Annotated in this window: 20 protein-coding genes and 2 pseudogenes; 11 read left to right on the top strand and 11 right to left on the bottom strand. The window is 56.4% G+C overall.

Going from position 1 to position 24814, the window contains the following annotated elements:
* The first annotated feature begins 131 nt into the window (after nucleotides 1-131).
* On the top strand, nucleotides 132-1286 hold the full coding sequence (locus CU100_RS26120) for a M20 aminoacylase family protein (RefSeq protein WP_106719561.1): 1155 nt from the start codon (nucleotides 132-134) through the stop codon (nucleotides 1284-1286).
* 415 nt (nucleotides 1287-1701) lie between these two features.
* The gene (locus tag CU100_RS27440) at nucleotides 1702-2133 is read left to right on the top strand and encodes an IS3 family transposase (RefSeq protein ID WP_245419269.1); all 432 of its coding nucleotides are present in this window, start codon (nucleotides 1702-1704) and stop codon (nucleotides 2131-2133) included.
* 38 nt (nucleotides 2134-2171) lie between these two features.
* On the opposite strand, the pseudogene CU100_RS26110 reads toward CU100_RS27440, so the two are convergent.
* Nucleotides 2172-3306, bottom strand: a pseudogene (locus tag CU100_RS26110) (fumarylacetoacetate hydrolase family protein).
* A gap of 209 nt (nucleotides 3307-3515) precedes the next feature.
* Here CU100_RS26110 and CU100_RS26105 point away from each other — a divergent pair.
* The gene (locus tag CU100_RS26105; protein ID WP_106719560.1) at nucleotides 3516-4301 is read left to right on the top strand and encodes an IclR family transcriptional regulator; all 786 of its coding nucleotides are present in this window, start codon (nucleotides 3516-3518) and stop codon (nucleotides 4299-4301) included.
* A gap of 294 nt (nucleotides 4302-4595) precedes the next feature.
* Here the strand turns inward: CU100_RS26105 and CU100_RS26100 are convergent.
* Nucleotides 4596-6004 (bottom strand): annotated as a pseudogene (locus CU100_RS26100) (FAD-binding oxidoreductase).
* Between the two features lie 90 nt (nucleotides 6005-6094).
* Entirely contained in the window at nucleotides 6095-6769 is a 675-nt protein-coding gene (locus CU100_RS26095; protein WP_170113980.1) for an RraA family protein, read from the bottom strand.
* A 245-nt stretch (nucleotides 6770-7014) separates the two neighbouring features.
* Between CU100_RS26095 and CU100_RS26090 the strand changes: the two genes are divergently transcribed.
* The 8 genes from CU100_RS26090 (at nucleotide 7015) to CU100_RS26055 (ending at nucleotide 16395) form a co-directional block, all read left to right on the top strand.
* On the top strand, nucleotides 7015-8532 hold the full coding sequence (locus CU100_RS26090) for a D-aminopeptidase (protein ID WP_106719558.1): 1518 nt from the start codon (nucleotides 7015-7017) through the stop codon (nucleotides 8530-8532).
* A 248-nt stretch (nucleotides 8533-8780) separates the two neighbouring features.
* Nucleotides 8781-10448 (top strand): ABC transporter substrate-binding protein, encoded by a 1668-nt coding sequence (locus tag CU100_RS26085; RefSeq protein ID WP_106719557.1) that lies wholly within the window; start codon nucleotides 8781-8783, stop codon nucleotides 10446-10448.
* 73 nt (nucleotides 10449-10521) lie between these two features.
* Entirely contained in the window at nucleotides 10522-11562 is a 1041-nt protein-coding gene (locus CU100_RS26080) for an ABC transporter permease (protein ID WP_106719556.1), read from the top strand.
* 3 nt (nucleotides 11563-11565) lie between these two features.
* Entirely contained in the window at nucleotides 11566-12540 is a 975-nt protein-coding gene (locus tag CU100_RS26075) for an ABC transporter permease (protein ID WP_106719555.1), read from the top strand.
* A gap of 9 nt (nucleotides 12541-12549) precedes the next feature.
* A complete protein-coding gene (locus CU100_RS26070) occupies nucleotides 12550-13563 on the top strand; it encodes an ABC transporter ATP-binding protein (RefSeq protein ID WP_106719626.1) in 1014 nt (337 codons plus the stop codon).
* On the top strand, nucleotides 13524-14534 hold the full coding sequence (locus CU100_RS26065; RefSeq protein ID WP_245419267.1) for an ABC transporter ATP-binding protein: 1011 nt from the start codon (nucleotides 13524-13526) through the stop codon (nucleotides 14532-14534). The genes CU100_RS26070 and CU100_RS26065 overlap by 40 nt, the downstream gene beginning before the upstream one ends.
* 172 nt (nucleotides 14535-14706) lie before the next feature.
* Nucleotides 14707-15090 (top strand): RidA family protein, encoded by a 384-nt coding sequence (locus CU100_RS26060; protein ID WP_106719553.1) that lies wholly within the window; start codon nucleotides 14707-14709, stop codon nucleotides 15088-15090.
* 66 nt (nucleotides 15091-15156) lie between these two features.
* The gene (locus CU100_RS26055) at nucleotides 15157-16395 is read left to right on the top strand and encodes a D-amino acid dehydrogenase (protein ID WP_106719552.1); all 1239 of its coding nucleotides are present in this window, start codon (nucleotides 15157-15159) and stop codon (nucleotides 16393-16395) included.
* Between the two features lie 427 nt (nucleotides 16396-16822).
* Here CU100_RS26055 and trbI read toward each other — a convergent pair whose 3' ends face one another.
* The 8 genes from trbI to CU100_RS26015 are packed head-to-tail and all read right to left on the bottom strand — an operon-like array spanning nucleotide 16823 to nucleotide 24808.
* Nucleotides 16823-18130 (bottom strand): IncP-type conjugal transfer protein TrbI, encoded by a 1308-nt coding sequence (trbI, locus tag CU100_RS26050; protein ID WP_106719551.1) that lies wholly within the window; start codon nucleotides 18128-18130, stop codon nucleotides 16823-16825.
* 9 nt (nucleotides 18131-18139) lie between these two features.
* Nucleotides 18140-18592, bottom strand: coding sequence for a conjugal transfer protein TrbH (gene trbH, locus CU100_RS26045; RefSeq protein WP_106719550.1), 453 nt, complete (start codon nucleotides 18590-18592; stop codon nucleotides 18140-18142).
* Nucleotides 18592-19437, bottom strand: coding sequence for a P-type conjugative transfer protein TrbG (gene trbG / locus CU100_RS26040; protein ID WP_106719625.1), 846 nt, complete (start codon nucleotides 19435-19437; stop codon nucleotides 18592-18594). The genes trbH and trbG overlap by 1 nt, the downstream gene beginning before the upstream one ends.
* A gap of 17 nt (nucleotides 19438-19454) precedes the next feature.
* Entirely contained in the window at nucleotides 19455-20120 is a 666-nt protein-coding gene (locus CU100_RS26035) for a conjugal transfer protein TrbF (RefSeq protein WP_106719549.1), read from the bottom strand.
* A 30-nt stretch (nucleotides 20121-20150) separates the two neighbouring features.
* Nucleotides 20151-21350, bottom strand: coding sequence for a P-type conjugative transfer protein TrbL (gene trbL / locus CU100_RS26030; RefSeq protein WP_106719548.1), 1200 nt, complete (start codon nucleotides 21348-21350; stop codon nucleotides 20151-20153).
* Entirely contained in the window at nucleotides 21344-21574 is a 231-nt protein-coding gene (gene trbK, locus CU100_RS26025) for an entry exclusion protein TrbK (RefSeq protein ID WP_106719547.1), read from the bottom strand. Before trbK ends, trbL begins: the two co-directional genes overlap by 7 nt.
* Nucleotides 21568-22380, bottom strand: coding sequence for a P-type conjugative transfer protein TrbJ (gene trbJ / locus CU100_RS26020; protein WP_106719546.1), 813 nt, complete (start codon nucleotides 22378-22380; stop codon nucleotides 21568-21570). Before trbJ ends, trbK begins: the two co-directional genes overlap by 7 nt.
* Entirely contained in the window at nucleotides 22352-24808 is a 2457-nt protein-coding gene (locus tag CU100_RS26015; RefSeq protein ID WP_106719545.1) for a conjugal transfer protein TrbE, read from the bottom strand. The genes trbJ and CU100_RS26015 overlap by 29 nt, the downstream gene beginning before the upstream one ends.
* Nucleotides 24809-24814 lie beyond the last annotated feature (6 nt).

Genomic DNA, 24814 nt, shown 5'->3' with positions numbered 1-24814 from the left:
ATAAGTAACATAACGCGGCATTCCGGCGTCTGTCGTCTTAGTTATTCTATAAAATGGGAAACGGGACAACTGGGATATTTTCGTCCGACGCTCTTGGTAAGCGGCCGGCTTGCAGGGACATATATACAACAATGACAAATGCGCAGTTCAATACCGAGGCAGTAACATGGCGTCGAATGATCCACGCCCAGCCGGAACTCACGTTCGACACGAAATTTGTCGGCAATTTCGTGGCCGAGAAGCTTCAGGAGTTCGGACTGGATGAGGTCCATAAAGGATTTGCTCGCAATGGCGTGATTGGTGTTCTGCGCGGCCGTGGTCCAGGAAAAACGATCGGTCTGCGAGCAGATATGGATGCTTTGCCACTTGCCGAAACTACGGGGCGCCCTTGGGTGTCGAAAATACCTGGGAAAATGCATGCGTGTGGACATGATGGGCACACGGCAATGCTTTTGGCCGCGGCTAGATACCTGGCCAATGAGAAAAACTTCAATGGTACAGTGGTCTTCATTTTTCAGCCGGCTGAAGAAAGAGGTGCAGGCGCCAAAGTCATGATAGAAGAGGGCGTGCTAGATCGCTTCAAGATCGAAAATGTATTCGGCATGCACAATCTGCCAGGACTTCCCGTCGGCCGGTTCGCTATTCGGTCTGGCGCCATCATGGCCGCAACCGATGATTTCACAATTCATTTGCGTGGAATGAGCGGTCACGCGGCTTTGCCGCATGCTGCAATTGACCCGATTGTTGCAGCTTCTCAAATTGTGATTAACCTGCAGACGCTGGTATCGCGGAATGTTGATCCGCTCGATTCCGCTGTCGTCTCGGTCTGCAAGCTCCATTCGGGAACAGCGATGAACATCATACCCGATACTGCGGAAATTGCAGGGACTATCCGCACGCTGAACCCGGCGACGCGACAAATGCTTCGCGAGCGTTTTCATGAGGTTGTTGAATCGATATGTGCGGCTCATCGCATCAATTTCACCATCGATTTCGAGAAAAACGCTCCAGCGGTGCTAAACGCAGATATTCAGACAGAAGTTGCAATTCGCGCAGCAACAGATGTTGTTGGTGAAAGCAATGTCGAAGGGGATACGCGTCCAATTATGGGCGGAGAAGACTTTGCTTATATGCTCGAAGCGAGACCTGGAGCCTTCATGTTCATTGGAAATGGCGACAGTGCGCCTTTGCACAACTCCAACTATGATTTCGATGATGAGGCGCTGCAATTCGGCGTGGGGTACTGGCTCTGCTTGGTCAATGTAGCGCTCAACACGTCCGCTTGATTTTTGGCCGTAGTCGACAAAAGGGTGACGTCACGTTGTCGTGGGCTTAACATAATTCGGCGGAGATGACCCCGCCGCCGATCAACTACGAGGACCACCGCTTTCCCCCTCAGATCATCGGTATGCGGTGTTATGCCCCCACCTACCGGATCACGTCTGATCGTAAATGTTGCAGGTCTACCGCCGGCTTGGACATGTGACGATTTCAGAGCTGACGTGTTGGTTTCCACGCGGTATTGAGCCGGTTTTGGAGTGAACCCCTCGGGCTGGACCACAGGACACGAAAAAACGATACGCAATGTGGGCCTCAATAGGAGTAGGCTCATAAAGTCCCGAGGAGCATATCGACGGCACTTGACACCGTCCAAGCTGCAACTCTGTCAGGATATTCGAAACTGCGTCATCGGACGGCGCGTTGCAGCGCACTTATGTCGTTTCGGCCAACCTCATCCAGCTTTGGCTGACGCAGTTCGATCGCGGCGAACTCAATGATGAAGAAGCAGAAGTCAGTGTCCTCGCCGAGTACGAGGCCCACATCGTGGCACTGAAACGCAAGGTCGGCCAGCTCACGATGGACCGTCATGTGGCGCACGAGCTTCAGCAGCGAGGCCACCTCGTCAATCACAAGCGGGTGGCGCGTGTCATGCGGGCCAAAGGCATGGGGATCAAGCCTCGAAGGCACTATGTTCGCACGACCGACAGCAACCACGATTTACCGATCTACCCGAGCAACCTGATCCCACCGCTCCCCGACATGATGTGGGTTGCCGACTTTACCTACAGCAGGATTGCCGCTGGCTTTTGCTATCTGGCCGTCATTCTCGACGGCTGCAACCGGAAAGCTTAGGCTATGCACTGTCGAGACGCCAAAACACGCTCTTGGCGTTAGGCACATATCAGCTTACGTGCCGCGAGGTTTCGCATCAAGTGGGACACGCCAAACGTCCACGGGACGCATTCTGTTGAAAGCGCCACAGTGTTGCGCAATGTTCCGAGTTGCGGATTCGAGATAGAAACTACATCCCCGATCTTATTTGTGAAACCGTGCCCTTCGACATCGCGATCTTCAACCGGCGCAAAAAGCGTTCCCAGGAAGAGCGCCACGCCATCCGGATACTGATGATGACGGCCAATGGTCTGTGTCACGAGATCAGTCGGATCGCGACTGATCTCACTCATGGAGCTCTTGCCCTTGAAAACAAATCCATCTGTACCGATTACCGATAGCTCAAGTTCCGCCTTGTGGACATCCTCGATCGAGTAACTATCGTCAAACAGACGGATGAACGGTCCTATCGAGCATGATGCGTTATTGTCCTTTGCCTTCCCGAGAAGCAGTGCCGAACGCCCTTCAATATCTCGCAGATTGACATCATTGCCGAGCGTCGCGCCTTTGATGCGACCGACGCTGTCCACTGCCAGAACAATCTCCGGTTCTGGATTATTCCATTGCGAGCTAGGCAATATTCCAATCTCAGCCCCCGTGGCCAACCGACGACATTACTTGGGACTTCGTAAACACCTCTGCGTCTGGACCGATGCCGACTTCAAGATGTTGAGACCAAACACCCTCCTTGATCAGCGCGCGCTTGATTTCAGCCGCTTCTGGTGAACCAGCCTTCAGCGATCGCAAACTGCCACCGAGAATACCGGAGATTGTGCCTCTTATTCGCGCCGCATCGCTCGGCGATCCGACTGCCCGTTCCTCGATCAAGCGCTCGATCATCGAACTGGCAAATGTGACCCCGCATGCCTTGATTGCCTGGAGATCGAATGGTGCAAGCAGACTAATTTCACCCTGCACTTGTTCCGTATTGAACGACCCGAGATCCTGACCAGCCGCCGTTTCCATGTATTCCGCAGGGCTTAGGAGCTCCAACAGGTCCCGCATGGTCGGGACTCGCTTCGAGGTGATATCGACGATCCGTTCGCCCCTTAGCGCGACGATTGATGGTCCATTCAGATCGCGACGCCACACCCTGCCGACAAATCTGCCCTTCGGATCAATCATGGCAAACATCCTGGTTTCATTATGTGTTTTCACACGACAATAGCGGCTCGACAAATGCTGCCGCTACAACAGGCGTTCCGCCAAGCGAAAAAATTTAGGTAGTTATTATCGATAGAAGCTGCACAACGTTTCGCCAGGCGAAATAGTTGCGCCTGGCGAAACGAACTGGATGATGGCAGATTAATTGAGAAGAACAATCGTTGATCTGGAGGGCAGAGGTGGGCGCGAAACAAGGTGGTGGATATATTGTAGGCCCCGTCATTAAGGCCCTGCAGGTCTTGGATTACATCGGAGAAAGCGGCCGGGAGGTCTCGCTTACCGAAGTGGCAACGGCGGTGGGTTTACCAAAGACAACCGTATTCCGCTATCTGCAAACTCTGAGTTCAACATCTTTTCTACGCCACGACATAGCCAATGATCGTTACGGCATAGGGGCTGCTTTCCGTTCCCTGGCACGTACCGACCGAAGCCTTCACCGTCTGCGGGAAGTGGCCATGCCCATTATGCGGAACCTTAATCGCGAGTTCAACGAAACGATCAATCTTGCGATCGAGACACAGGGCTGGATCATTTATATTGAGATTGTAGAATCAACACGTGCCTTGCGTATGCAGGCGCATATCGGCGCGCGCGATCCGATGCACACTACGGCCCTTGGCAAGGCAATCCTGGCCTATCTTGCAGAAACTGAGCGTGAGAGAGTTTTGTCCGTATCATTGTCGGAGAGGACCTACAGGACGGTCTTGGACGCGCACGTCCTGCGTCGGCAATTGAACGAAGTCCGCACCCGAGGCTACGCAGTTGAGGTAGGCGAGAATGAAGACGTATCGATGTGTGTTGGCGTTCCCATATTGGATGACCTAGCGTTCCCATTTGCAGCCCTCAGCCTCTCGGCTCCTGTCCAACGGCGCTCTGATACTTTGATCAACGCCGCTGCAACTGCGCTACTAAACGCCAGCCGCGAGATCAGCGAGAAATTGCGCCCTGAAGCGCTCTTCGAATAGACTGTGTGTGATCTGCATCCAAGAGCCGTTCGTTGACGCTCTGACCGCAGAGCAGTCATACGACAATTGGATCGCAAGCGGCCAGTGAGACTGAAAGACTACAATGCTCAACCGTGGGAAATGTAAATGCCTTAGAACACCAAGGGGTATTGGTACATCGGGGCGCTTGCCATTGCTAAACGATGCTGCGCTGAACAGGACATCAGAAAGGTGATGGGCGAAAACTGGCTACGAGTGTTTCACGAAGTGTGGAAGGCACTGGCGTCGTCCGATCTGGCGCGGGACAGAGTTCCACTACGTTGCGCGCGGCAACTGGCAACCTGGATTCATAATTCCATCGGGATCTATGGCATTCTTGATAGATTTCAGCAGCTTAATTGTTACCGCAGGTGTCGACTTGATAAACTCGTCACGCTTTTCCCGACCAATACCATGTTCCGCGCTTATGCTGCCATCGAATTCGTAAACCAGATCGAATAGTAGATCCCTTTGCCGCCTCTACAGCCTGGATTTTCCCCTCTTCGCTCAGATTAGCCGGAGGAATAATGTCTAGGTGAACGTTACCATCACCAACATGACCATAGGAGACGGGCTGACATTGAGGCATCGTCAGCGTCAGTAGCCGCTCGGCCTGGTCAACAAAATCAGGCAATCGCGAAAACGCCACCGAAATATCGGTACGTAGATGGCGCCCGCGGTTTGCAATTCCATGGATCATGGCTTCTCGAAAGGCCAGAGGTTCTTAGCCTGTTTTTCTGAGGACGAAAGCACCCCATCAAGAACAAGCCCCCGGTTATACAGTTCCGCCAATGTCGATTCCATTAGGGCGTTGATATCGATAAAACCTGAGCCGGTTATTTCCATCAATACATAGGCCGGGTATTCGCCGGCAATGGGGAATCCAGGGTCGGCATGGCCTCCTTCGCCAGCGATAGGGCAGAACGCGGCATGAACTCAAATGCAGTCATCAAATCGGAGCAGAGTGACCTACATAGGCCGTATATCGACACAGCATCCCAAAGCGATGCAACGGCTATCAATGCGGTGGCGATCTTGGTGGACTTGGGCAACAGCTTGATCGCGGCAGCAGTGACAATGCCAAGCGTACCTTCAGCACCAATGAAAAAATGCTTGAGGTCGACACCCCGGTTGTCTTTACGCAGCACCGACATACCGTTCCAAATTTGCCCGTCAGGTAGCACGACCTCGAGTCCGAAGATCTGCTCTCTCATCATGCCATATCTCAGCACGTTTAATCCACCGGCGTTGGTGCTTAAGTTGCCGCCAATCTGACAGCTTCCCTGTGCGCCGAGAGCCAAGGGAAAGAACAGGCCCTTCTCCGCGACGGCGTCCTTGACTGTCTGAAGGATACACCCCGCCTCGACAATCGCCGAGAAGTCAGCGGACTCGATCTTGCGGATCCTGTTCAATCTCTCGAGGCTGAAAATGACCTGTCCCGCAGGATAATCTGGCAAGCCACCAAGCACGAGGCCCGTATTTCCACCTTGCGGCACGATGCTCAGACCAAGCTTCCTGCATGCCCGCACCGACCGTGCTACATCTTCAGTCGTTCGCGGCCGGAGGACGGCCAGGCATTCAACCATAACCTCGCCCATCCAATCGCGGCAATATCGCTCGGTTTGGGCCGGGTCGACCAGAACGAGATCATCGCCTAGTATCGATGTAAGCCGCAGCAGATACATGCTGTCCTCTCAAGCAGGTGGTGGGCACCAGACTAGAGTCCTGGGATGTGTGGTATGGCGTGCCCTCGCAAAGAAGGCACGCAGGCAACCTCACAGAACGTGGAATTTCTCGTAGGCTGCAACAAGGCTCGATCCGGCCTTGACAGCTGAGCGGAATGCATCTTCCTGCTCGGCCTTCGCCTTGGCAGACGCCAAAACTTCCGTCGCGATCTCTGATGGGACAACTGCAATGCCATCCCGGTCAGCGACTACGATATCGCCGCTCCTGATCGAAACGCCGTCGATCTCAACGAGGACATCATATGCGACCACCTTCTGGCGATTGAAACTGTCATAGGGGCATACGTATCGTGCGAAGACGGGGAAACCCATCTCCTCAACCTGGCCGACGTCGCGCACGCCACCGTCGGTGACGATGCCAACGGCACCGCGCTGCTTCGCAGCAGTCGTCAAAAGCTCGCCCCAGATGCCCGACCGGTCGGAGTTGCCGGTAGCGCAGACGACGACCTCATTGCTCTTCAGGCTATCGACGGCCTTGAGTTCTAGTTCATAGGTGTTCGGATCGTCGTGCGCGAAATCCATCCACAACAGCGTCTTGGCCGAACCGACCGTTGTCTTACGAACGGTCCTCGGCTCGGCATTCTTGATTGCCTGGTGCTTTCTTCCCAGCTTGTCCATAATGTCCAGCACGAGCGCTGAACCAAGCCGTTCCGATGCCGCTACCCAGGCAGAGACATTCGGAGCGTTAGCGTTTTGCGAAGTCATAATTATCCCTCGAATTTCCAAATTAAGGAGCGAACTCCTGGTAATGGCGGCACTATCCTTCAAGGCTCTCGCCATAGTCTACGGACCCATGTTTCACCAGGCGGAAAAATCTCGCTGGACACAAACCGCCGAGCCTAAAGGGCCATGGAGGACTGGGTTTTTCGCCTTGCGAAATTGCCACATCTTCGAGCCCACCAAGCACCATGTTACCAATGGCTCCGATGAGATAAACATGAGGAAATACGATGACCCCTGACCTCGAACGAGCCGCCGAAAAAGTTGCCGAGCAATTTGCCGGGCCGGGAGGCACCCTGGCTGTTGTGAAAGGCGGCGTGGTTCTGATCAAAAAGGCGTGGGGTTACGCGAATACGTCGGAAGGACGCTGCATGACTGCCGAGACGATATTTCCGATCTGCTCTGTCACGAAACAGTTTACCTGCGCACTCCTGCTCGATCTTTTCCCCGACGCTGAGGTCGCGTTGGCTGAAAGACTTCGTGCATTTCTCCCAAGTCTCGGAACCCAGCGTCCAACGATCCGAGACTTGTGCAATAACCAATCCGGCATCAGGGATTATGCAACTCTCTCAATCTTGGCTGGCGGCGCGGCTGAGGCGACCTTCGATCGTGCGAATGCTCGGGCAATTCTTGAGCAGACCGCGAGTCTGCAGTTCGCCCCCGGAACCGAATATTGCTACTCGAACAGCAATTTCCATATTCTCGCCAGCCTGATCGAGGAGGCGACCGGTACGGATTTCGGCGCGCTATTGCGAGAGCGGCTATTCGCCCCGGCAAAGATGACAACAGCGAAGTTAGTCACGGACTCAGCAACCTACCCCAGCGATTGTACCGGCTATGAAGGAAATTTCGAATCTGGCTTCTTTGCTGCCGTTAATCGTAGTCACTGGATCGGCGACGCCGGGATTTCTGCAAGCTTAGAGGATTTGATCTCCTGGGAGCGCTACCTACAAGAAGCGAGCAAGTGGGAAGGAAGCCTATACAATCGCATTGCAACCGAACAATCCTTTATCGACGGCACCCCGGCACCCTACGGTTATGGACTTGCTCATGGATTGGTCGGCAACGTCAAAGTGGTTGGCCATACGGGGGGCATGCGTGGCTGGCGAATACATAGGACATTTGCCAGCGACGCGGGCGTCTCTGCTATCGTGATGTTCAATCATGAGGCCAATGCGAAGGAGGCGGCAGAAAGTCTGATCGCCTCGGCGACAGGCTCCGGCAACGGTACAGACTCGTCTGCTGTCTCCCGCTACTATGTTAACGGTTCTGAGGCTTTGCTTGCAGAGGTGGTTTCAGATCCTCCTCACGGGGTCATGGTCGTTGCTGAAGGTGATGAGACTATCATCTGCCCGGCGCTCGCCAACCCGATCAACGAAACGGCCCACCTCGACGAAGATCAGCTCGAGCCGCCGATGGCCGAACGTCGGCGCGTGTTCAAAAAGCTGGGCTCTGCTGCCGGTAAAAAGCTTGAAGGGCGCTTCTTCTGCCCCGAGCTTGCGGCAACGCTAGTTGTAAGAGAAACGAGCGGGATCACTTACGCCTCGTTCCATGGACCGCTCGGGAAAAGTGACCTTTTCATTTTGAAGTCACTCGGTGAGGACGTATGGCAGACGCCGAACCTGCGAAGCATTGATGTCGCGCCTGGGCCTTTGTCGATCATGCGCAGAATCTCCCCCGATGGGACGCTGGTCTTACTTGTCTCTGCTCCATTGGCTCGAAATGTCGCGTTTTCCTATATCGGCTAACCAAATGGGCGTCGCGGGAGGATCCCTGCGATATTTTCGTGTGGCGAAACACTGGGGAGTTCCAGTGTTTCCGCCAGCTACATAGGATGTGACTGTCTCGTCGAAGACAACAAAAAACCGGGAACAATCGACAGCGCAGCCCAAGGCAGGAAAATCGATAGATTAGCCTATTCGGAGAGGCCCGCCGCGGGCAACTCGGAATACTATTCTCTCTTGCCCATTCTACGCTGGAACCAACGAGGGATTTCATGTTGCATCATAACATTTTCCGCGCCACAGCTATGGCGCTTCTCCTCACGTCAGCGACTGTTGGTATTGCGCGTGCGGAAGATAAGCCGAAAATTGGCGGAACGCTCCGTCTCGCAGCCGCGTCAGCGGCCGGGACAATCGACCCGCATATCAGCTATGAGACCGGCTTTTATTGGCCGATTTTCTATGTCCTGAATGATGGTCTGGTCACGTTTCGCAAAGCTGCCGGTCAACCCAGCAACGACATCGTCCCCGATTTGGCCAGCGAAATGCCAAAGATCTCTTCAGACGGAAAGACCTACACATTCAAGCTCCGAAAGGGAGTGAAATTCTCGAACGGTCAAGAGGTTACGCTTCGTGATGTCGTTGCAACCTTCGAGCGATTGTTCAAGGTCGGCAATCCCAATTCAAACTTGTGGTATAACGTCATCAAGGGTGGTGACAAATGCGTGGAAAGCCCCGCGACCTGCAGCCTTGCCGAAGGCGTCGTTGCCAATGAGGCCGATGGTACAGTTACATTCAATTTGACCCAGCCCGATGCCGAGTTCCTCTACAAGCTCGCGGTGCCATTCGGTTCCATCTTGCCGGCCGACACTCAGGCAAGTGACCTCGGCACCACCCCGTCAGCTGCTACCGGGCCCTACATGATCACAAGCTATGACCCTCAGCGGGGAATGGAATTGAAGCGCAATCCAGAGTTCAAAGTGTGGAATGAGGATGCCCAGCCGGACGGCTATGTCGATGAGATCAAGTATAGCTTTGGGGTCCAACCGGCAGACGCCGTGACGGCAATTCAGAATGATCAGCTAGACTGGATGTGGGACAGCCCACCTGCGGACCGCCTCAAGGAAATTAGCACTAAAAGTGCCGGCCAGATACACATCAATCCTTCCTTCGCGACCTATGCCGCGGAAATGAATACCAATATCGCTCCATTCAATAACAAAGACGTACGCCAGGCCCTCAACTTTGCGGTCAACCGACGCGCTGCTATCAACATCTTCGGAGGCCCGCGCCTTGCCGAGGCTAATTGCCAGATCCTTCCCGTCGACTTTCCGGGGCACAAGGGGTACTGCCCTTATTCGAAGAACCCCGGGGAGAAGTGGGCCGGGCCTGACATGGAAAAAGCGAGAGCTCTGATGGAGCGGTCGGGCCAGACAGGCCAGAAGGTAACGGTCACCGTTGGTGACGCTGGCTTTGATTCGAGAATCGGTACTTATCTCGTCAGCGTTCTCAATGACCTCGGCCTCCATGCGACTTTGAAGGTCATCTCCTCAAATATTCAGTGGACATACGCTCAGAACAGCAAAAACAACGTCCAGATCACCGTGAACACCTTGTGGCAGGACTATCCGGCACCGTCTACCTTCCTCCCTGTCCTGTTTAGCTGCGGCGCTTTCCACCCCGGTTCGGACGCGTCACCTAATATTTCCGGCTATTGCAATAAATCAATAGACGCAAAGATGGAGCAGGCGATGAAGGCAGCTCTGACCGACCCGGCCGCGTCCATTGAAAAGTGGTCCGCAATCGACCATGAGATCACCGATGATGCGCCCTGGGTCAGCCTTTATTCGCCCAATCTGCTCTACTTTGTCTCCAAGCGCCTGAAAAATTTTACCTACAGCCATCAAGCACGCATGATCTTTTCAAAGGTCTGGCTGGACTAAACGGCCGGCCAAAAGCGTTGGTGAACAGGCGTTTCCCGCGACTGGTCGCTGAGTTTAATTTTCAGAGTAAAAAATGACAATCGTGTCGAACACCTCCGCCGCCCCTGCAGGCAAAGACAAGCGCAACAAACCCAAAGGACCGTGGAGGACGGCTTTAAGCCGTCTCTTGCGAGACAAGCTCGCTGTGGCGTCGTTCTTGTTTTTGGCGTCCATCATCCTGTCTACGGCCAGCGCGACCTACTATGCCGATCACATCTCCCAGACAGACCCATTTCAGTCGAATCTTGACGGCCATATAGAAATAAGCGGCGAGCCGGCGGAAATCATGGCCGCCGATTCCGAAGGTCTTGGGCTTGGTGTGACACCCATAGGTCCAACGTGGACAGGTCAATATTTACTTGGTGCGGATGCCCAAGGTCGCGATGTTGCTGCACGCCTCCTATACGGTGGTCAGAACTCCCTTATCGTTGCCTTCTCATCAACGGCGCTCTGTCTGCTGCTGGCAGGCGTTGTAGGCACTGTTTCAGGGTTCCTTGGCGGCATCGTGGACACAATCCTCTCGAGACTGCTCGATATCATCTGGGCCTTTCCAATTTATCTTCTGGCAATCTCGCTATCGATCGTTCTGATCAGCAAGGGACTTCAGATCGGACCGTTTCACATCCCATCGAACAGTCTCCTTCTTCCCATTACAATCATTGGCGTTGTCTATGTCCCATATGTTGCGCGTCCAATTCGTGGGCAAGTCTTGACACTTGCAAAAAGCGACTTCGTGCTAGCGTCTGTCTGTTTGGGGATGCCAACTGCTAGGATCCTCGTTCGCGATATTCTCCCTAATGTCGTAACGACGCTCATCGTCTTTGCGCCAATTATGATGTCCCTCAGCATCTTGACAGAGTCGTCGCTCTCATTTCTTTCGATCGGTGTTCAACCGCCGGCAGCCTCGTGGGGAACGATCATCCAGGATGGTCAAGGACTTCTTTACACGCGACCCTTAGTGGCCATCGCACCAGGTCTGGCTATTATCATAACCGTACTTTGTCTGAATTTCCTGGGCGACGGAGTGAAGGAAGCCTTCGACCCGAAGGCAAAACTTCGCGTCGGAAAGGATTAATCAATGCTATTGGCTGTCGTCAGGCGCGCATTCGACATGGTCTTCGTAATGTTCGGGATCAGTGTCATCGCCTTCTTGATCTTCTTCGCAACACCCGGTTCAGATCCGTCTGCTCGCATCGCTGGCAGGAACGCAACGCCGGAGATGCTGGCGCAGGTTCGTGCATCATTCGGCTTCGACCGCCCACTCTATGTTCAGTATGGGCGGCTGATGCAGCGATTGTTCATCGCGCGAGACCTCACGTCTTTCGTAAACCGTGGCCAAAAGGTGGTCCCGGCGGTCTTGCAGGCAACTCCGGTCACGCTCTCCCTGGTGTTTGGAGCGGCTGTTATCTGGCTTACGGCCGGCATTGGCCTGGGCATCGTGGCAACGATCTTTCGGGGGACAGTCATCGACAAGGGCCTGATGCTGCTAGCATTGTGTGGCGTGTCCATGCCCGTGTTCTGGTTTGGATCCGTAATGAATCTGATAACCCAGTCACGTTTCCATGACACGTGGCTGTTTAGCTGGGTCCCTGGCCTCGGCTATACTTCATTCTTTGAAAGCCCGTCGCTCTGGTTCAAGACGCTAGTCGTTCCATGGTTCACACTATCGGTCCTCTTCATCGGCCTCTATGCTCGCGTCCTTAGGGCAAGCCTTTCCGAGAACTACCAGGAGGACTATGTCCGAACCGCGCGTGCGAAAGGACTTTCAGAATCCCGTATCATGTTGCGCCACGCGTTGCGAACCTCGCTCATCACATTGCTTTCGATGTTCGGCTTAGATTTCGGCGCGCTCGTCGGCGGCGGGGCAATCCTCACCGAGGTCGTATTTAATCTTCCAGGTATCGGCCGGCTCACTTATCAGGCCCTGCAAAATCTCGACCTTCCTTTCATTATGGCGACGGTAATGTATTCGACTTTCTTCGTCGTTCTCGCCAATGCGCTCGTCGACGTTGCCCATGCTTGGCTCGATCCGCGCGTGCGCGATGCAAGGTAGGTGACCGTCATGTCAGACAATATTCTTGAAATCCGAGATCTCACGGTCGCCTTCCGTACCGAACAGGGGCCGGTCGAGATTCTCCAAGGTGTCTCTTTCGACGTGAAGGCCGGTGAAATCGTAAGCGTCGTCGGCGAGTCAGGGTCCGGAAAGAGCGTGACGTCCTTGGCGATCATGCGTCTGATCACCGATCCGAATGCCATGATCAGCGGAACTATACGCTACAAGGGACGCAATCTTCCTGGCCTCTCGGCCAGGGAAATGCGAAAGCTCCGCGGCAGAGAGATCGCGATGATCTTTCAGGATCCGATGACTGCCTTGACGCCCGTTCACACGATTGGATGGCAAATTGCCGAGCAGTTGCGGATTCACTTCGGTGTGGGCGCAAAGGCTGCCCGCACGCGCTCGGTCGAACTCCTTGGCAAGATGGGCATCCCCGATCCCGAGCGAGCTTACGGCTGCTTTCCACACCAGCTGTCGGGCGGCATGCGTCAACGTGCCATGATTGCCATGGCAATTAGCTGCGATCCTGCAATTCTCATCGCTGACGAGCCAACCACTGCGCTCGACGTTACCGTGCAGGCACAGATTCTCGATCTATTGCAGGATCTGCGCCGCGAATATGGATCATCGATTATCCTCATCACCCATGACATGGGTGTTGTATCGACAATCGCCGACAGGGTCCTTGTTATGTATTCCGGGCGGATAATCGAAAACGGGGCAAAGAGTGATCTTCTGGATAAACCGCAGCATCCCTACACATTGGGTTTAATGCGTTCTATCCCACCAATGACTGGAGAGCGACCTCACCGACTCCCTTCAATTTCGGGCAGTCCACCCCTACCCGGAAACCGGCCCGAGGGATGCTCTTTTCGGCCCCGGTGCGAGTTCAGCTTCTCGAAATGCAACGCAGCCCCTCCCCTATTTCGCTGCAACGAGCAGTTCGCGGCATGTTTTCTGGCAGAAAATGGTTCGCATCAATGGCAACGGAACTCGGCTCAGGAGAGAACCGGAGAATGAGCACACCATTACTTCGCGCCACTGACGTTTCGAAATCGTTTCCTATCGGCGGTTATTTTCAAAAGGGCGGCCGACGTAAGGTTCGCATTCTAAATGACGTATCACTGGATGTTTACGAAGGGGAGACCTTAGGTCTTGTCGGGGAATCCGGTTCGGGTAAATCCACTCTCGGTCGTACCCTTTTGCGGCTGTACGACGCAGACAGCGGAAAGATTGAGTTCGACAACCTTGATATCTCGGCCAAAAACCGGCGCGAGCTCAGACCCTTGCGCTCGAAGATGCAGATGATCTTTCAGGACCCCTATTCGTCGCTCAATCCGCGGCGCAGAATTGGTGACCTGATCGCCGATCCGATCCGTATCCACGGTCAAGCGAGTGAGCGCGATATCCAGGTCAGACTTCGTGAACTCATGGATATGGTCGGACTGTCACATAGCTTTCTGACCCGTTATCCTCACGAGTTTTCAGGCGGGCAGCGCCAGCGAATAGGTATTGCTCGGGCAATTGCGCTCAAACCCAAATTCATTGTCGCCGATGAGGCCGTGTCGGCACTCGATGTATCGGTTCAAGCGCAGGTCATCAATCTGCTCATGGATCTTCAAGACGAGCTGGGGCTGACCTATCTCTTCATTGCGCACGATTTGAGTGTAGTAAGGCAGATATCAACGCGTACCGCCGTAATGTATCTCGGCGGGATAGTCGAAATAGGCACGACAGATGACGTGATGCACAAACCGGCTCATCCGTATACAGCCGCCCTCATATCCTCGGTGCCAAGTCACGATAGCACGGTGTCAAAATCGCCGCGCATCAAGTTGCAAGGCGATCTACCGAGCCCGTTGACGCCCCCCAGCGGCTGCCGGTTCCACACGCGGTGTCCCTTTGCAACAGCCAAATGTGCCGCTGAGGTTCCTCTTCCGCGGGATGTTGGCTCCGGTCGAATGGTCGCATGCCATTTCCCGATAAACTAGCTGTCGGTTTAGCGCTACGCAGAGGACAAGAGCCTGTATGTTCGAATAAATTTCGCGGGGTGAAAAATCCACGCGTATTCGCGCGCGAATGAAGCCTTTACTGTCGGTGCGTTAGATCGGTTTCCGCTTCGGATGCCGAGTTTTAAGTATCGAACAGCACAAGGAGGTGACCATGCGCCAAATCGTCAACACAGGACTTCCCGAAGGCAAGTCCCCGGTCGAATTAGCCGGCATTGCAAACGGGACGCTTTATGTTTGCAGCATTCCAAGCCTCGCGGATGGATCGATCGAGGCAGGTGGGATCGAGGCCCAGACTGAGCAGACTCTGAGGAACCTGATGCAATCGGTTGAAGCCGCTGGCGCGACAATGGACGACGTGTTTCAGGTGCAGGTGTTTCTCACCGATCACAAGCATTTCCAAGGCATGAACTCAGTATATGCCAAGTTCTTCAACAAGCCCTATCCTGTCCGCGCGACATTCATCGCCGGTCTGATCGTGCCGGGTGCCGATATCGAGATCCTCGCGCAGGCTGATGTCAGCGAGCTTCGCCGCTGATGGCTTTGCAGCACCCAGACACGATGGCTGATTTTTTTAGGACGTGAAAATGCCGGGACTCTTGACATGAGAGTAATCATAATAGGCGGTGGCCTTGCAGGCGTTACCACTGCCTATTACCTCGCGATTGCAGGAGAGACCGTAACAGTCGTCGAAAAGGCCTCAGGCGTTGCGCTTGAGACGAGCTTCGCAAATGCCGGACTTATTTGCCCCGGTCATTCCTACACGTGGGCGTCGCCACAAGCTCCGATCACACTGATCAAATCGCTGTTCACGGATGGACAGGCCCTCAGGCTGAAGCCTACGCTTGACCCTGCGATGTATGCCTGGTGCTGGGAGTTCTTGAAGAACTGCACGAACGCAAAGGCTCATCTCTTTACATCGCGCAAGGCACGCCTTTCGAAATACTCCCAGCGGAAACTACAGGAGTTGCGGCAAAAGGAGGGACTCAATTTCGAGGGCCGCTCCAAAGGCCTACTCTATCTGCACAGATCACAAAAGGCACTCGATCTTGCCACCGTGAACATGAAGGTCATGACCGACAACGGGCTAGATCTCCAGGCTCTCCCGATGAGCAAAGTTGTCGAGGTCGAACCCGCGCTCAAGCACCTGCGCGACGAACTCGCTGGCGGCCTCTACTGCCCCACGGACGAGACGGGTGACGCTCACCTCTTCACCCGTGCTCTGTACGCGCGTTGCGTCGGACTTGGCGTCGACTTCAGGTTCAACACCGAGGTCACAGGCTTTGAAACCTCGGGGCGTGACGTGGCTTCGGTGTCAACCACGGCCGGTCGCCTTTTGGCTGATCGCTTCGTTATAGCAGCCGGAACGCTCTCACCGCGGCTCGCCAAGTTCCTCGGCTACAAGGTGCCGATCTACCCCGTTAAAGGCTATTCGGTGACGTTTCCGATCGATGACAGCCACTTTTGGCCACAAGTAGGAGGGCTGGACGAGCACAATCTTATAGCTTGGGCCAAATTCAAGGACCGGCTTCGATTCACGGGTACCGCAGAATTTTGCGGTCACGATAAGTCGCATCGACCAGAGGATTTCAACCATATCATCAAAGCGGCGCGCCAGCTGTTTCCAGATGGCGCCGACTTCTCGAAGCCGTCATACTGGGCTGGCCTGCGCCCGATGACGCCGTCCGGCACGCCAATTCTCGGACGCCGGCGCCATACCAACCTCTTTTTCAACACCGGGCACGGTCACTTGGGCTGGACATGGTCTTGTGGGACAGCGACCTTGGTCACCGACGAAATGCTTGGCAGGAAGCCGGAACTGGATTTTGAAGATTTCAGCTGACATAGCGGGATGACGAGCATTAGAGCAAGTTTTCTGTCTGACCAATGGCGACGTATTTCAGATTAGTGGTGAATTGATCCAACATCCGTGCTGGCGAAGGCGCCAGGCATGAATCGAAAGCGATATTTTAATCGATCTGCCTAAACGCGTTGTGCATGCCCATAACGCAGGCATGTACCGTCGATGAACCGACATCCCGATCTTGAGAAATCTGCCAACGTCAAGCCGCCCATGTTGATGTAGTCACTACAGTATATTCTCTTTGATCCAACGAGTGCTCCGAAAGCATAAGTCCATTAAGTCAATATTGACACTCTTTCCGAAAGGTTCGTACTGCGCGCTGCGATAACGAAATCTCAGGCATCTGTGTGATCGATAAGATCATCTTGAGGCGGTTCGCGGCACGAGACGTCAACGGACGCGACAGCTAGCCCTGGTAGACACCAGGAAAGATAATGTCTTGGTCAACGAGGACATTGAACGTGTATCCTTGCCGGATCTCCAGTTCAGGCTGCACGTCGAGGTTTCTGTCGATCGTGCGTTCGGCAACCCGGCGGAACGTGTCGGTGAAATTGCGACGTGCCGCATCGGAGGTGGCGTCGCGAATCGCCAAGGTTGAGCTCTCCGGAGTCGCCGCATCAATGCCACTGCCGATGAGAGCGACAAGGACCGCCGCACCGAACGTTCTGAGATAGTGGTTGTTCACCTTATCATTGAAGCCGCCATAACCTTGAGCGTCCTCGCCGGCCATGCCCCCGATCTGGAGTGTAGAGCCGTTTGGAAAGATGATATCGGTCCAGACCACGAGTGCCCTGGACTGACCGAAGGATACTTTGCTGTCATAGCGACCGAATAGTTTCGTGCCCTGCGGGATCAAAAGGCGATGCCCTGTGGCTGAGTCAAATACGTTTTGGCTGACCTGCGCCGTGATGCGCCCGGGAAGATCCGAGTTGATGCCGGTGATCAGCGTTGCCGGGATGACCGAGCCGCGCTTCAGTTCAAAGGGAGACTGCTGCGGCACCACCTTGTTCGGCAGATAGCCGAGTTCCTTGATATCGGCGTTGAAGAAGTCTTCCTTGGTCCGTTGCCCGTTTGGGTCGAGGTTCTGCCCACCGAGACCCGCCTGTAGAGCCGCAGCATAGAGGTCTGCCGCCGATCCCGGTGGTGCGGCGTTCGCGGCCATACTCCCCGTCGCTATATCGGTGGCCGCCTTTGCCTGCGCATCGACCTTGCTCTTATCGATGGCGAGCGGCGCCTCATAGGCGGCGTCGCTCGCTTGAAGACGCGCCATGCGCTGCCGCTGGCGTTCGCGCAAATACTGCTCATTCTGCTCGCGCTGCAGGCGGGCTTTCCAGACCGCATCAGGCTCGAGCGAGGATTTCTCTTCTTGCTGAAGTTGGCGTGGCTCCGCCGCGAAAGGATTGGATGTCGGTTCCTTTTTCGTTCCGACTGGAGTCGGCTGAAATGCCGGGGTCTGAACAGGTTCACCGATGATACCGTCGCTCACCCCGCGTTTGAGCTGGTCGGCATAGGTCGAGGCAGGATTGCCCCCTGTTTGGTCAAGGCCGGGGCCGCCCCGGAAATAGAGGCCTCGCGATGCAAGGCCGTAGGAAATGACCGCGAGAAAGGCGATGACGAGACCGATCACAATGATGATCGGCAAACGATTGATCCGTCGGATCCCGGAATTGCCGCCGTCCTCCGGCACTCCGCCCAGCTTCAGGGATTGAGCCATGGGTCCTCCCTATCCGCGTTGCATGACGGAAAGCGGACTGACCGGTGTGGCCCCCGTTGCGCTTGCGCTGTAAGCACGGCCGATCTCGACACTCGCCGTCGACAGCCGCGCCAGAATCTGGCCATCGGACCGCGAGATCACATAGGCAAGTGCGACCGGCTTCGACTTGCCGTCCGACTTCTGATCCGTCACAATGGCGTAGCCCCAGCCTCTGAGCGATGCTTCCAACGCCTTGCCAAAGGGCGAAGCGTCCTGCTTTAAAACGATGGTGGAGGTACCAGGTCCGATCTGCTCGGTCAGCCTGCTCACCATGTCGCCGGCGATTGCGCTTGCCGCCAGACCGGAGATCTCTGCCGGCGCATCGCCCGCGACCATCGCATCCGGATCGACCGCCTGGCAGCCGGCCGTCGTGAGAGCAAGAAAACACGTCGCTGCAAACGATCGGAATGAAGCCCGCCCCATTACCGGCCTCCCCGACTGATCGTTATCTTTTGCTGGTGCCAGCCGACCCCTGAAACCAGCACAGCCTTGTCCACCTGATAGTCGACTACCATCATATTGTCCTTCATGCGATAATTGACGATCCGGTTCTGTCCGCCGGAGACGACGAAAAGCACCGGGGCATCCTGCGCGGCAATCGACCGAGGAAACTGGATGTAGGTTTTCGTGCCGTCGCTGTAGACGCGCGTTGGCCGCCACCGGGCACTGCCGGACAGCGAATAGGCGAAATTTAATCGCTCGGCCGGGACGCCGGCGCCGGGAATGGTGCTTGCCTCCAGCCGGGCGTTGATGTCGGCCAGCTTGGTCTCAACGTCTTCCGGATATTCAAAACCGACGCGCGCCATATACTGGGCCGGATGCGATTTCAGCTGAATGTGATAAGTTCGTCTCGACGTAGTCACGACCATCGACGTGACGAGGCCCGGCTCGGCCGGCTTGACAATCAGATGAATCGCCTGCCCGCCGACTGCGCCGGAGGTGGCAGGCTCGACCTTCCATCGAACTGTATCACCGACCAGAACGTCACGGACAACCTCTCCTGCCTGAAGCTCGATGTCGCAGACCTGTAGCGGCGAGCAAGCGACGGAGGGCTGCACTTCGCCAAACAGAAAAATCACCTTGCCGTCGGTACCCTTGGTGACCAGACCGCTACTACCACGCCATTGGCCGGAGATACCAATGCCCTTCGCTTCATTGGGATTGACGCTTTGCGCGACGGCCTGCGCCAGAAATAGCGGCGGTGCGGTGAGCACGAGTGCTGCCGCGAGCGGAAGCACGGCGGGTACGGGTCTTATTCGTATAAGCATATGCGGGGCCATGCCTTTCAAAGTTGGGCTGTCCAGTCGAAATCGCGGAGATAGAGACCGATGGGATTGAGGCGAATGACGCCCTCATCCTGTGGGGGTGTCAGCGTCACGGTGGCGATGCCACGGAAGCGCCGAGGCTGGCCGACTTCTCCACCCTTCCGGTCACGCTCGAATTCGGTCCAGTCGATCTGGTAGGATTGGTTCGACAGGGCCACGATGTTGTTCACCTCGACCGCGACAGTGGCGTTCCAGGCCTTATCGAAGGGGGAATTCGCCCTGAACCACGCATTGATCTTCTCGGTGGCCGGATCAGACGTCCTCAAGAGCGCGTAGGTGCGATCGATATATTGCTTCTGGACAACCGCATCCGGTGTGACACTCCGGAAGTTCGAGACGAAGCTGCCGAGCGTCGCACGTACCACGCGCGAATCGGCATACTCGATCTGCTGCGGGAAGCCGGCATTCGCCGCAGTGCCGAGTTTGTCGACCTCGACGATATAGGGAACCAGCTTGACCTGCGTGCTCTGGAAAAGGGCGTAGGCGAAGCCGATCACTGCCATCAACATGCCGACGACGCCGACGATACGCCATGCCACCGCCGCCTTGACGTAGGAACCGTAGCGCTCGCTCCACTCCTGGCGGGCCGCGATATAGGGATTATCCGGAGCATCACGCGGGGCCATGCGGACCTCGCTGGTTGATATTGCAGAGCCTCATTTCCCTGATCCCTTTTTTCCGGCGGAGCCCTTGCGCGCCGATGCTTTGTTGGCTTCATCGAGTTTGGCGTTGGCAAGGCCAAGTGTTGACGTTCCATATGTGCCGCGGCCGTCCATTGCCTGATCGCGGGCCGCCGATGCCACGGCGCCGACGGCGGCAGCGCTGCCGCTCGCCATCCCCTTCAGGGCAGCGCCTGCCATCGAAGAGCCGCTGTTGCGTGCATCGGAATATGCGGAGGCTCCAACCTTGGCGCCGCCCCATGCGAGTGCTCCCGTCCCGACCGCCGTGCCGATCGCGAAGTTCGTAGCCTGCGATCCATGGCGGATCGTTTCCATGCCACCGGTGACGGAGGCGCCCTGGATGACCCCCTGGATAATGTTCGGCACATACATTGAAACGACGAACACCACGACGGCGATTCCGGCGATGGCAAGCGCTGCCTGATATTGGTCGCCGACGGAGGCATCGTTCGCCATGCCGATCAACACCTCGGAACCGATACGCGCGATCATCACCAGCGCCATCAGCTTCATTCCGACCGAGAATGAATAAATCAGGTATTGTATGGCGAAGTCCTTGGTGTAGCTCGATCCGCCGAGCCCGAGCAGGATCATGCCGGCGAGCAAGCCAACATACATCTCGACGAGCACGGATATGAAGATTGCTGCGACGAGCGAGAAGGCGATGACGCTGAGAATCATCGCCAGTGCTGCCGAGAGCGCCAGCGCGTTGTCCTCGAATAATCCAAAGCTGATCTTCTCCGACATCTTCGACGCCACGGTCAGGCCGGCGTTGAAGACGTTTGCAGGCGAAGCGGATCCGCCGCCGGCACCAATCTGGAACAGGCTGTCGACGATGGCCTTCGCCAGTGCCGGACCGCGATCGAGGACGAAGGCGAAGAAGCCGATGAACATGATCCGGCGTACGAGCTCGGCGAACCAGGCGTCGAGAGAGGCGGCCTGAAGGGCCAGCCACACCGCGGCAATGCCGACCTCGATACCGGCGAGGATCCAGAATAGCGAACGGGCGGCGCTGCTGATCGTGTCCTCCCAGTCTTTTGCTGCTGTGACGACCTGGTTCTCCAGCGTCGTCAACACATTGCCGTCCTGCGCGAGTGCCGGATCTGCTACGACCACGACACCAAGCGCCAGTACGATCGGGAGAAGCCGCACACCTAAAGTCCTGTCGACTACCATCGCGGTTTCATCTCCTGCCCGCCTGTCAGGTCGTAATTCTTCTGGCCGCTGAAGAATTTCGCTGCGCGCTTGCGCCCGTCATCGCTGTGCAGAGATCCGGACGCGGCACTTCCGGGGGATGGCCGCGAGGGATCGTCGGATTGAGAAAAGAGCCACACAGCTCCGCCGGCGCCGGCCGCAACGGCGAAGAGCACGACGATGAAGAATCGCTTCGAGATTACCATCTGGGCTTCATCTCCTGTCCGCCAGACATCGCCGGCGGCGTCGACTTGAAAAATTCCTCACGGCGGGCTTGCGCCAGATCCTTCTGTGCCTGCTCGGACTGATACCAGGTCCCCATCATCGTCATCTGCTGGGAAACAAGGCCGCGGAGCTTCTGCATCTGCGCTACCTCCTGTGTGGCGATCTCGTGGCCGACCTGCAGCGCCTTCATCTGACCGTCGGCGCTTTCCGACATCGACCGGAGGGAGGACATAGTCGATTCTTCCGAGGAAAACTGCTCGGCCGTCAGGTTGGCGGCCTTCAAGGTTCCAGCGATCGTGTCCCGGTTGGTGTTCGACCAGTTCTGATAGGATGAAGAAAAGGAAGCGCCGTCCGGCAGGTTCGACTTGAAGTCGGCAAAGCTCTGGAACCGCTGCTTCAGCACGTCGTCGATATTGCCCATTGAAAAGGCAACGCCTTGCCCCTGGGAAACAATGCTCTGCAGCCTGTTGAGATCACCCTCGACTCGTCCCCAGATGTGGTTCGGCAATTGCGCGGTGTTCTGCAGCATGTTGCTGTAAATGTTGAGCTGGTTCTGGATCTGCTCGGCTAGCTGGCTAATCTGGTTGATCTGGTTGTGGACCTGTTCCGCCGACTTGCCAACGAGGCTGACCAGCTCGGTGTTATTGGCAAGCTGCGTCCACTCGGTCGCCTGTCCGGTCACGCCGCCAGCCTCCAGCGGCGACGTGCTTGCGAGAGCGAAAATCGCCGCCAGCGCGGCGGAGCGTTTCACGCCACTGTTAGACGATTGGAAAATATGTAACGGCATGGCCGATCCCCCTCTGTTCGAGCCAACGGAGAGGCCATCCGGGCCCGTGTTGAGAATACAGTGCACGGATCTGCTTCAGATCGTCCTTGCCGGACGCGCCGACAAATGAGAGCGCAATCGGCCCAAGCGCCATGTCGAAGAGACGCCGGCCTTCGGGAGAGGCGACGTAATATTCGCGCTTCGGAAGGGCAGTGGCGACAATCTCGATCTGGCGTTCGTTGAACCCGATGCGTTCATAGAACTCACGCGTGCCGGCCTCGCGCGCCGCGCCATTGGGCAGGCAAATCTTGGTCGGGCAGCTTTCTTTCAGCACATCGATGATGCCGGAGCGCTCAGCGTCAGAGATAGACTGCGTTGCCAGCACTACCGCGCAATTGGCCTTCCGCAGCACCTTCAGCCATTCGCGGATCTTGTCCCGGAAAGCCGGATGCCCGAGCATGAGCCAGGCCTCGTCGAGTATAATGAGGCTTGGAGCTCCGGTGAGGCGCTTTTCGATACGGCGGAAGAGATAGGTGAGCACAGGCACGAGGTTCCGCTCACCCATGTTCATAAGCTCCTCGAGCTCGAATGTCTGCAGTGCCCCGAGCGCAAGCCCGTCGGCTTCCGCGTCGAGCAGCTGTCCCATCGGTCCGTCCACCGTATAGTGGTGCAACGCCTCCTTGATCTCGCGCATCTGGACGCCGGAGACAAAATCCGAAAGCGATCGGCCGCGCGCTTCGGCCATCAAGCCGATCTGGCGGGATATGGCATTGCGGTCGTCAGGCTTAATCGTCACACCCTGCAACGCCACCAGCGTCTCGACCCATTCTGTCGCCCAGGCCCGGTCGGTATTAGTCGAGAGATCTGACAGCGGGCAGAATGCAAGTGCCCTCCCCTCCCGGTCGGTCTCGCCACCGATCTCGTAGTGGGCACCGCCGGCGGCCAGCGTCAGCGGCAACATCGAGCGGCCTTTGTCAAACGCGAAAATCTGGGCATCGGCATAACGCCGAAACTGAGCCGCGATCAGCGCCAGCAAGGTCGATTTGCCAGAGCCCGTCGGACCGAACACTAGCGTATGTCCGACGTCGTCAACGTGAAGGTTCAGCCGGAAGGGCGTGGATCCGCTGGCGACCTGCATCAGCGGCGGCGAGCTGGGCGAATAGAAAGGGCAAGGTGCCGTGGGGCTGCCGGACCAGACCGAGTTCAGCGGGATGAGATCGGCGAGATTGCGAGTGTTGACCAGCGGTTCACGGATATTGGCGTACCAGTTGCCTGGAAGCGAACCGAGGAAGGCGTCGGTCGCATTCAGGGTTTCGATACGCGCGCCGAACCCTTCGGCCTGGATCAACCGGCGCACGGCCTCGCATTTTTCATGCAGGCGAGCACTTTTCTCGTCAAAGAGGACGATAACCGGCGTGTAATAGCCGTAGGCGACGAGCTGCGAGGATGCTTCCGCAATGGCATCCTCAGTCTCGGCGACCATCAGCATCGCATCCTGATCGACCGACCGGCTTTGCGTCTGAAAGAGTTGGTCGAAGAACGGCCGTACCTTTTGCTGCCATTTCTTTCTCGTGCGCTCAAGCTTTGCCCTCGCCTCCTGCTCATCGAGGAAGACGAAACGGCTTGACCAGCGATAAGTCAGCGGCATCAGGTCGAGGGAATTGAGGATACCGGGCCAGCTTTCCGCCGGCAGCCCGTCGATTGCGACCACGCCCAGAAACCGGTTCTCGATCTTGGGGGCGAGCCCATGCTGCAGTTCGGCCGTGACCAGCCAGTCGAGATACATCGGAATGTCCGGAAGCCGGATCGGATGGTTCTCGGCGGTGATGCAGAAGCGCACGAACTGGAAGAGTTCGTCATAGCGGGCCGTGCGGAACCCGCCGCGCCCTTCGACCTCCTGTGTCACCATCCGGCGGATGGAAATGACGTTGCCGAGATACTGCTCGACTTCGCGGATCGATGTCTCGAAACTCTGCAGTGCCAAATCGGCATAGGATGCCGAACGGCTTTCGGCGTCCGAATAGATATACCGGGTCAGCCTCGTGTGTCTGCGCTCGGGCGGTCGGTAGGTCAGGATCAGAGCGTGGCGGCTTTCGAAATGTCCTCTTTCCCGCCGGAAATGCGCCCGTCGCTCGGCGTCGATCGCTCGTGTGACGGGATCGGGAAAATGGCAATCCGCGTCAGCCGGATAATCTGTTGTCGGAACGCGCACCGCCTCGACCTGGATCATCCAGCCAGAACCGAGGCGTGACAGGATCATGTTGATCTGCCGGCTGACCTCGTTTCGCTCGGCGTTTGTAGAACTCTCCGAGTCTGGACCCGCGAAATACCAGCCGGCCATCAGTGAGCCGTCCTTGAGGAGGATTATGCCATTCGACACCAGGCCGGCATAGGGGACGAGGTCAGAGAAGGAAGGGCCGGAATGTCGGAAAGAACGCAGAGCGACCATGATTGT

This window comes from Phyllobacterium endophyticum (assembly GCF_003010935.1).
Classification (GTDB): Bacteria; Pseudomonadota; Alphaproteobacteria; order Rhizobiales; family Rhizobiaceae; genus Phyllobacterium; species Phyllobacterium endophyticum.
The sequence above is the reverse complement of the archived record's forward strand: the minus strand, read 5'-3'. Positions and strand labels throughout refer to the sequence as shown.

What these genes read in the sequence shown, in the direction of transcription:
- CU100_RS26120 (WP_106719561.1), top strand. Translation starts at nt 132, where the DNA reads ATGACAAATGCGCAGTTCAATACCGAGGCAGTAACATGGCGTCGAATG.
- CU100_RS26095 (WP_170113980.1), bottom strand. Translation starts at nt 6,769, where the DNA reads ATGACTTCGCAAAACGCTAACGCTCCGAATGTCTCTGCCTGGGTAGCG.
- CU100_RS26090 (WP_106719558.1), top strand. Translation starts at nt 7,015, where the DNA reads ATGACCCCTGACCTCGAACGAGCCGCCGAAAAAGTTGCCGAGCAATTT.
- CU100_RS26085 (WP_106719557.1), top strand. Translation starts at nt 8,781, where the DNA reads ATGTTGCATCATAACATTTTCCGCGCCACAGCTATGGCGCTTCTCCTC.
- CU100_RS26080 (WP_106719556.1), top strand. Translation starts at nt 10,522, where the DNA reads ATGACAATCGTGTCGAACACCTCCGCCGCCCCTGCAGGCAAAGACAAG.
- CU100_RS26075 (WP_106719555.1), top strand. Translation starts at nt 11,566, where the DNA reads ATGCTATTGGCTGTCGTCAGGCGCGCATTCGACATGGTCTTCGTAATG.
- CU100_RS26070 (WP_106719626.1), top strand. Translation starts at nt 12,550, where the DNA reads ATGTCAGACAATATTCTTGAAATCCGAGATCTCACGGTCGCCTTCCGT.
- CU100_RS26065 (WP_245419267.1), top strand. Translation starts at nt 13,524, where the DNA reads ATGGCAACGGAACTCGGCTCAGGAGAGAACCGGAGAATGAGCACACCA.
- CU100_RS26060 (WP_106719553.1), top strand. Translation starts at nt 14,707, where the DNA reads ATGCGCCAAATCGTCAACACAGGACTTCCCGAAGGCAAGTCCCCGGTC.
- CU100_RS26055 (WP_106719552.1), top strand. Translation starts at nt 15,157, where the DNA reads ATGAGAGTAATCATAATAGGCGGTGGCCTTGCAGGCGTTACCACTGCC.
- trbI (WP_106719551.1), bottom strand. Translation starts at nt 18,130, where the DNA reads ATGGCTCAATCCCTGAAGCTGGGCGGAGTGCCGGAGGACGGCGGCAAT.
- trbH (WP_106719550.1), bottom strand. Translation starts at nt 18,592, where the DNA reads ATGGGGCGGGCTTCATTCCGATCGTTTGCAGCGACGTGTTTTCTTGCT.
- trbG (WP_106719625.1), bottom strand. Translation starts at nt 19,437, where the DNA reads ATGCTTATACGAATAAGACCCGTACCCGCCGTGCTTCCGCTCGCGGCA.
- CU100_RS26035 (WP_106719549.1), bottom strand. Translation starts at nt 20,120, where the DNA reads ATGGCCCCGCGTGATGCTCCGGATAATCCCTATATCGCGGCCCGCCAG.
- trbL (WP_106719548.1), bottom strand. Translation starts at nt 21,350, where the DNA reads ATGGTAGTCGACAGGACTTTAGGTGTGCGGCTTCTCCCGATCGTACTG.
- trbK (WP_106719547.1), bottom strand. Translation starts at nt 21,574, where the DNA reads ATGGTAATCTCGAAGCGATTCTTCATCGTCGTGCTCTTCGCCGTTGCG.
- trbJ (WP_106719546.1), bottom strand. Translation starts at nt 22,380, where the DNA reads ATGCCGTTACATATTTTCCAATCGTCTAACAGTGGCGTGAAACGCTCC.
- CU100_RS26015 (WP_106719545.1), bottom strand. Translation starts at nt 24,808, where the DNA reads ATGGTCGCTCTGCGTTCTTTCCGACATTCCGGCCCTTCCTTCTCTGAC.